The organism is Azospirillum sp. B4, assembly GCF_000333275.1.
Lineage (GTDB): Bacteria > Pseudomonadota > Alphaproteobacteria > Azospirillales > Azospirillaceae > Nitrospirillum.
Genome location: NZ_BACU01000060.1, coordinates 1 through 1,176, shown reverse-complemented (window position 1 = coordinate 1,176; position 1,176 = coordinate 1). Strand labels below are relative to the sequence as shown.

Annotated in this window: 1 protein-coding gene; it reads right to left on the bottom strand. The window is 67.3% G+C overall.

Annotation, left to right across the window (positions count from 1 at the left end; translation table 11 throughout):
• Positions 1–1,003 (bottom strand): glutamine-hydrolyzing GMP synthase (gene guaA, locus I55_RS02340; protein ID WP_044558868.1); only part of this gene is annotated, 1,003 nt, incomplete at its 3' end.
• Between the last annotated feature and the right edge of the window lie 173 nt (positions 1,004–1,176).

The following is a 1,176-nucleotide window of genomic DNA, read 5'->3' as shown; positions in this document are numbered from 1 at the left end:
TCGGGGTGAGCGTGCCCTGGGCCAGGAAGCCGGCGCCGCCGATCTTCTTGGCCTCGGCATCGAAGATCTCGATGAAGGTGGCGCCGATGGTTTTGCGCTTCACCTCCGGGTCGCTGACGCCGGCCAGCTTGCCCAGGAACAGGTCGGCCGCGTCCACATGCACCAGCGGGATGTTGTAGTGGTCGCGGAACAGGGTCACCACCTCATCCGCCTCACCCGCGCGCATCAGGCCGGTGTCGACGAAGATGCAGGTCAGCTGGTCGCCGATGGCTTCATGGATCAGCACGGCGGCCACCGAGCTGTCGACGCCGCCGGACAGGCCGCAGATGACCTTGCCGGTGCCGACTTGGGCGCGGATCTTCTCGATGGCCTGGGCCTTGAAGGCGGCCATGGTCCAGCTGCCCGACAGGCCGGAAACGGAGAACAGGAAATTGCGGATCAGCGCGTCGCCATGTGGGGTGTGCACCACCTCCGGATGGAACTGCACGGCATAGAAACGGCGGGCGTCGTCGGCGATGATGGCGTAGGGCGCGCCCTCGCTGGTCGCCACGATGCGGAAACCTTCCGGCAGCTTGGCGACGCGGTCGCCGTGGCTCATCCACACCTGCTCGCGCGCGCCGACCTGCCACACGCCCTCGAACAGGGCGCAGGGCTCCTTCACATCCACGAAGGCGCGGCCGAACTCCCGCGTCTCGCCCGGCTCCACCTTGCCGCCCAACTGCTCGCACATGGTCTGCTGCCCATAGCAGATGCCCAGCACGGGAACGCCGGCGGTGAAGACGATGCCGGGGGCGCGGGGGCTGCCCTCTTCCGTCACCGAGGCCGGGCTGCCCGACAGGATGATGGCCTTGGGCGCGTAAGCCCGGATGGCATCCTCGGACATGGAGTAGGGATGGATCTCGCAAAACACCCCCGCCTCGCGCACCCGCCGGGCGATGAGCTGGGTCACCTGCGACCCGAAATCGAGAATGAGGACCCGATCGGACGTCGTCTCTGTGGCCATGGGCTTATCCATATGATGGGGTTGCGAGGGTGGCCGCACGCTAGTCCAAGGCACCCCGGCACGGCAAGCGCCGGACAGGCAAGGGCCCCCCGCGCCGGACGCGGGCAAGCCCGCCCCCATCCCGGCGATCCAGCGGCCCTGGACATTCATTCGTTATTTCGCTAAATAACGAA